This window comes from Archangium sp. (assembly GCF_036388035.1).
Classification (GTDB): domain Bacteria; phylum Myxococcota; class Myxococcia; order Myxococcales; family Myxococcaceae; genus Archangium.
In genome coordinates this window covers 1-4,158 of the sequence record NZ_DASVSO010000049.1, presented here as the reverse complement: position 1 = coordinate 4,158, position 4,158 = coordinate 1, and the positions used below count along the sequence as shown (strand labels likewise).

Here is a 4,158-nt window from a genome sequence, read left to right as displayed (position 1 = left end):
CAAACCAGGCAAGCGCCCCTGGCTTCACCGCGCGCCGGTATACCTCCAGCGAACGTGCCACCGCCGGGGCCACCTCCTCATGAGGGCGGTGCATGTAGAAGCAGAGGCTCAGGCCCTCGCGCATCAGAAGCCGGCCTCGCTGCGACTCGAGCCGGATTCTCGGGTAGTGCTTGCTCGTCAATGGATGACTCCCTCGGGTGCCACGCGGAAGGGCTCCACCCCCAGGGCCTCCTGGTACATGGCTCCCTGGTTGGATTCGTAATAGGGATGCCCTCTGGGGTAGCTGTTCCACCTGGGTTTGTTGCCGCTGGGGCAGGGGAACTTGAAATCATAGACGGCCTGGACCAGGAGCGGGTTACCCGTGTGGATGACGACATCGGGCACGAGCGTCCCCTGGAGCTCGCCCCAGCACCCCTGCTGCCGGAGGGCTCGCGCCTCCTCGGGGCTGACCAGTTCCGTCCGCCGTGACTGCCTGTCGTAGCGGTAGCGCTGCTCCAGGTTGAAGTGACCCGGAATCAGCGCGCCCAGCTTCCGCTCGGCGCACTGGAGGGCCAGGGCATGCTTCTCGGTGCCCAGTTGCATGGCCCGGGTCACCTTTTTCCCACAGGGGTCCAACCGTGGCAGCTCCTCCTGGCATTGCTCTCGTGTGGGGTTGTTGCCTCCAAAGCGTTCTTGGTTGACCTTGGCGTCCGCCCACTCGGCGCACTCCACCAGGGCCTGCTCGATGCGGGACTTCGTCGCGGCGTCGAGCACCACCCGCAGCGTGGCTCCCACGGAGGCCACCTCGGCGGCGCCCCGGACGGCGGGCACCACCGTCTCCTTGGCGGCCACGCGAAGAGTGGGGACGACGCTCTCTTCCCCGACCACCTGGGCGCAGTAGGCCGGGTTCTGTCGGCAGGCGCTCGTCGCCGAGTCGACGGCGTAACCCGCCGAGCCGCAGCCCATGAGCAGGACGCCCAAGGCGAGCACCGTCCGTCTCAGCCAGAACTTCAATGGGGAATGCATGGTCTTCCTCTTGGGGGCGCGCGGAGAGAGTAGACCTTGCAGGGTCGCGCTCAGTCGAGGAAGCGGCGCTCCCAGCGGAGTAGATCCTCGTCGGGCTCCCGCGTGCGGGAGTGGAAGAGCCAGGGCTCCAGGACGCGCGCCAGCTCACGGTGGAGAGGCAGGTCACGGCCCTGCTCGATGTCGCCCGCCTCGGGCCATTCGCCCAGGGTGACGACGGCCCGTTCGCCTTCCATGTCCTGGACGGTGATGTCGGCGGAGGAGAGGCGGGAGCGTAGGCCGGCCGAGCCCCCCAACTCCCCGAGTACCGGCTGGCCCAGGAAGGTCAGCCAGTAGGCTCCCCGTACCCGCGTGCCGATGCTCCACGCGATGCCTTCCGGATTCCGGACATCCATGCCCGGATGACGGAAGCACCACTTCCGGATCTCCTCGGAGACCCCCACGAGTTGCCCCAGGGCATTGAAGGAGAGTCCGGCATGGCCGGAGTTGAAGGGAAGAGGGGTGGCCAGCTCCAGCGCCAACTCCCGTACCCGCGCGGGCCCGTGCTTCTCCAGGTACTCGGTGGGCAACCAGAAGGACACAGCGCAGACCGCGCCCGGGTTGTCGACGAACAGGGGTGCATCGAGCGATTTACCGAAGTAGTCGAACCGGTATTGACCGGCACCGCCTGGGATGTCCTTCAGGGTGACGATGCCGCAATGGCTTCCCATCAGCCTCCGCTGGAGGTGCTCCCAGCCGGCCGCATCGAGTTCCTGCCAGTCACCTTCGGAGTCCGCGTACCAGCCGAGCGCCCGCGGTCCCAACGCTCGCAAGTAGGCTTCCAGCGAGCGCATCACTCCCGCCGCCACCTCTTCGTGTGAGCGGCGCATGTAGAAGCAGATGCTCAGTCCATCGCGTATCAGCACCTCACCATTCCGTGCGTGGATGCGGAGTCTCGGATAGCGCTCATTCATGGAGTGATTCTCTGGTGTATTCCCCACCGGGGTGCCACGAGAGCCGACTCCGCTTGCAGGGCCTCGGAGTACATCCGTCCCTGCGAGGAACCACGGTAGGGGTGTTCCCCCTCGTATTCTCTCCAGGTGGGTTCGTTCTTGATGGGGCAGGGGAACTTGAAATCATAGACGGCCTGGACCAGGAGGGGGTTGCCCGTGTGGATGACGACATCGGGCACGAGCGTTCCCTGCAGCTCGTCCCAGCACCCGTGCTGGCGGAGTGCTCGTGACTCCTCGGGGCTGACCAGTTCCGTCCGCCGTGACTGTCTGTCGTAGCGGTAGCGCTGCTCCAGGCTGAAGCGGCCTGGAATCAGAGCGCCCAACTTCTGCGCGGCGCATTGGAGGGCCAGTTCATGCTTCTCGGTGCCCAGTTGCATGGCTCGGGTCACCTTTCTTCCACAGGGATCCAGTTGGGGCAGCTCCTCCTTGCACTGCTGTCGAGAGGGGCCATCAGCTCCGAAGTATCGGGAGTTGACCTGCTCGTGGGCCCAGTCGGTGCACTCCATCAAGGACTGCTCGATGCGGGATTTCGTGGCGATGTTCAGCACCACCCGCAGCGTGGCTCCCACGGAGGCCACCTCGGCGGCGCCCCGGATGGCGGGCACCACCGTCTCCTCGGCGGCGACCCGGAGGGTGGGAACCACGGTCTCCTCACCGGCCACCTGGGCGCAGTAGGCCGGGTTCTGTCGGCAGGCGCTCGTCGCCGAGTCGACGGCGTAACCCGCCGAGCCGCAGCCCATGAGCAGCACACTCAGAGCGAGCACCGCCTGTCGCAGCCGGGCCATCGATGGAGAGGACATGGTCTTCCGTGCAGCGTATTCGAAGCCCTCGGGGTCCGCTGTTTGGTGGCCAGACGACCTGACATGGCGCTCCAGGTCTGAGGACCCTGGGAGCGGCCAGCCGAGAAGACGTGCGCGGTACGGCCCCAGCGGCTATAGGTCCCCGATATGACCGACGTTTCCATCGCCCGTGTCCCACCCGCCGTATTGCCCAAGCCGAACGATCCGTGCTGGTGCGGGAGTGGCAACAAGTACAAGAAGTGCCACCGGGGCGCGGACGCAGTGGAGTCGCGCAAGCGTGGGCCCGAGACCCGCTCGCGGGGCATCCGGCCGGGCGTCATCAGCCCCATGCGCACGGTGCCCGCCCACATCCCGCGTCCGGACTACGCGGTGTCGGGTCGGCCCAGTCGCTTCCTTCCGCCCACCGAGGTGCAGACCCCGGACGTCATCGCCCGCATGCGCCGCGCCTGCAAGGCCGCCGCCGAGGTGATGAACATCACGGCCACCCATGTGCGCCCCGGTATCACCACGGACGAGATCGATGCCATCGCGCACGAGGAGTACATCAAGCGCGGCGGCTACCCCAGCCCGCTCAACTACCACGGCTTCCCCAAGTCCCTCTGCACCTCGGTCAACGAGGTCATCTGCCACGGCATCCCCGACAACCGGGCGCTCGAGGACGGGGACATCGTCAACCTCGACATCACCATCTTCCTCGACGGCGTGCATGGCGACTGCTCGGCCACCTACTTCGTGGGCACGGTGGACCCCGAGAGCGAGCGGCTGGTGCGCGTCACGCGCGAGTGCCTCATGCTCGGCATCGAGGCGGTGAAGCCGGGTCGTCCCATCAACGACATCGGCCGGGCCATCGAGGCGCACGCCACCAAGAATGGCATGGGCGTGGTGCGCGCCTACTGCGGCCATGGCATCGGCGAGCGCTTCCACAGCTCGCTCCAGATTCCCCACCACTACGACCCCGAGGCCAAGACGATCATGCAGCCCGGGATGACGTTCACCATCGAGCCGATGATCACCCTCGGCCACTGGCACCACCGGGTGTGGGACGACGGCTGGACGGCGGTGACGGCGGATGGCAGCCGCACGGCGCAGTTCGAGCACACCATCCTGGTGACCGACCAGGGCGTGGAGATCCTCACGCAGGCCTGAGGCACGGCCGGGCCTGGTGGGCTCCCGCCCTGACGACCGGCCGACCCTGATTTCGAGTTGGATGAAAAACCTGGCAGGACCCGTTTGCTGGCGTCCCTCACACGCGCACGGGTTCCTCCGCTTTTCATTCCATGTCGCAGCCCACCACACCTGAACTCCTCGCGCCCGCCGCCTCGCCTTCCATCGAGGAGGGCAAGGGCTGGTTTCCCGTGCTGTGG

4 protein-coding genes and 1 pseudogene are annotated in these 4,158 nt (G+C 66.9%); 1 reads left to right on the top strand and 4 read right to left on the bottom strand.

Annotation, left to right across the window (positions count from 1 at the left end):
• From VF697_RS02260 to VF697_RS02245, 4 genes and pseudogenes are all read right to left on the bottom strand, one after another.
• Positions 1–181 (bottom strand): annotated as a pseudogene (locus VF697_RS02260) (DUF3396 domain-containing protein); the annotation flags it as partial.
• Positions 178–1,005: a hypothetical protein gene (locus VF697_RS02255; RefSeq protein ID WP_331091808.1), complete on the bottom strand. Its 828-nt coding sequence runs from the start codon at positions 1,003–1,005 to the stop codon at positions 178–180. The gene VF697_RS02255 and the pseudogene VF697_RS02260, both read right to left, overlap by 4 nt.
• 50 nt (positions 1,006–1,055) lie before the next feature.
• Positions 1,056–1,955 carry a DUF3396 domain-containing protein gene (locus VF697_RS02250; protein WP_331091806.1) on the bottom strand — a complete coding sequence of 300 codons (900 nt, stop codon included), beginning with the start codon at positions 1,953–1,955 and terminating at the stop codon, positions 1,056–1,058.
• On the bottom strand, positions 1,952–2,794 hold the full coding sequence (locus VF697_RS02245; RefSeq protein WP_331091804.1) for a hypothetical protein: 843 nt from the start codon (positions 2,792–2,794) through the stop codon (positions 1,952–1,954). The genes VF697_RS02250 and VF697_RS02245 overlap by 4 nt, the downstream gene beginning before the upstream one ends.
• Before the next feature lie 147 nt (positions 2,795–2,941).
• Here VF697_RS02245 and map point away from each other — a divergent pair, with 147 nt between their 5' ends.
• On the top strand, positions 2,942–3,940 hold the full coding sequence (gene map, locus VF697_RS02240) for a type I methionyl aminopeptidase (protein WP_331091803.1): 999 nt from the start codon (positions 2,942–2,944) through the stop codon (positions 3,938–3,940).
• Positions 3,941–4,158: the final 218 nt, after the last annotated feature.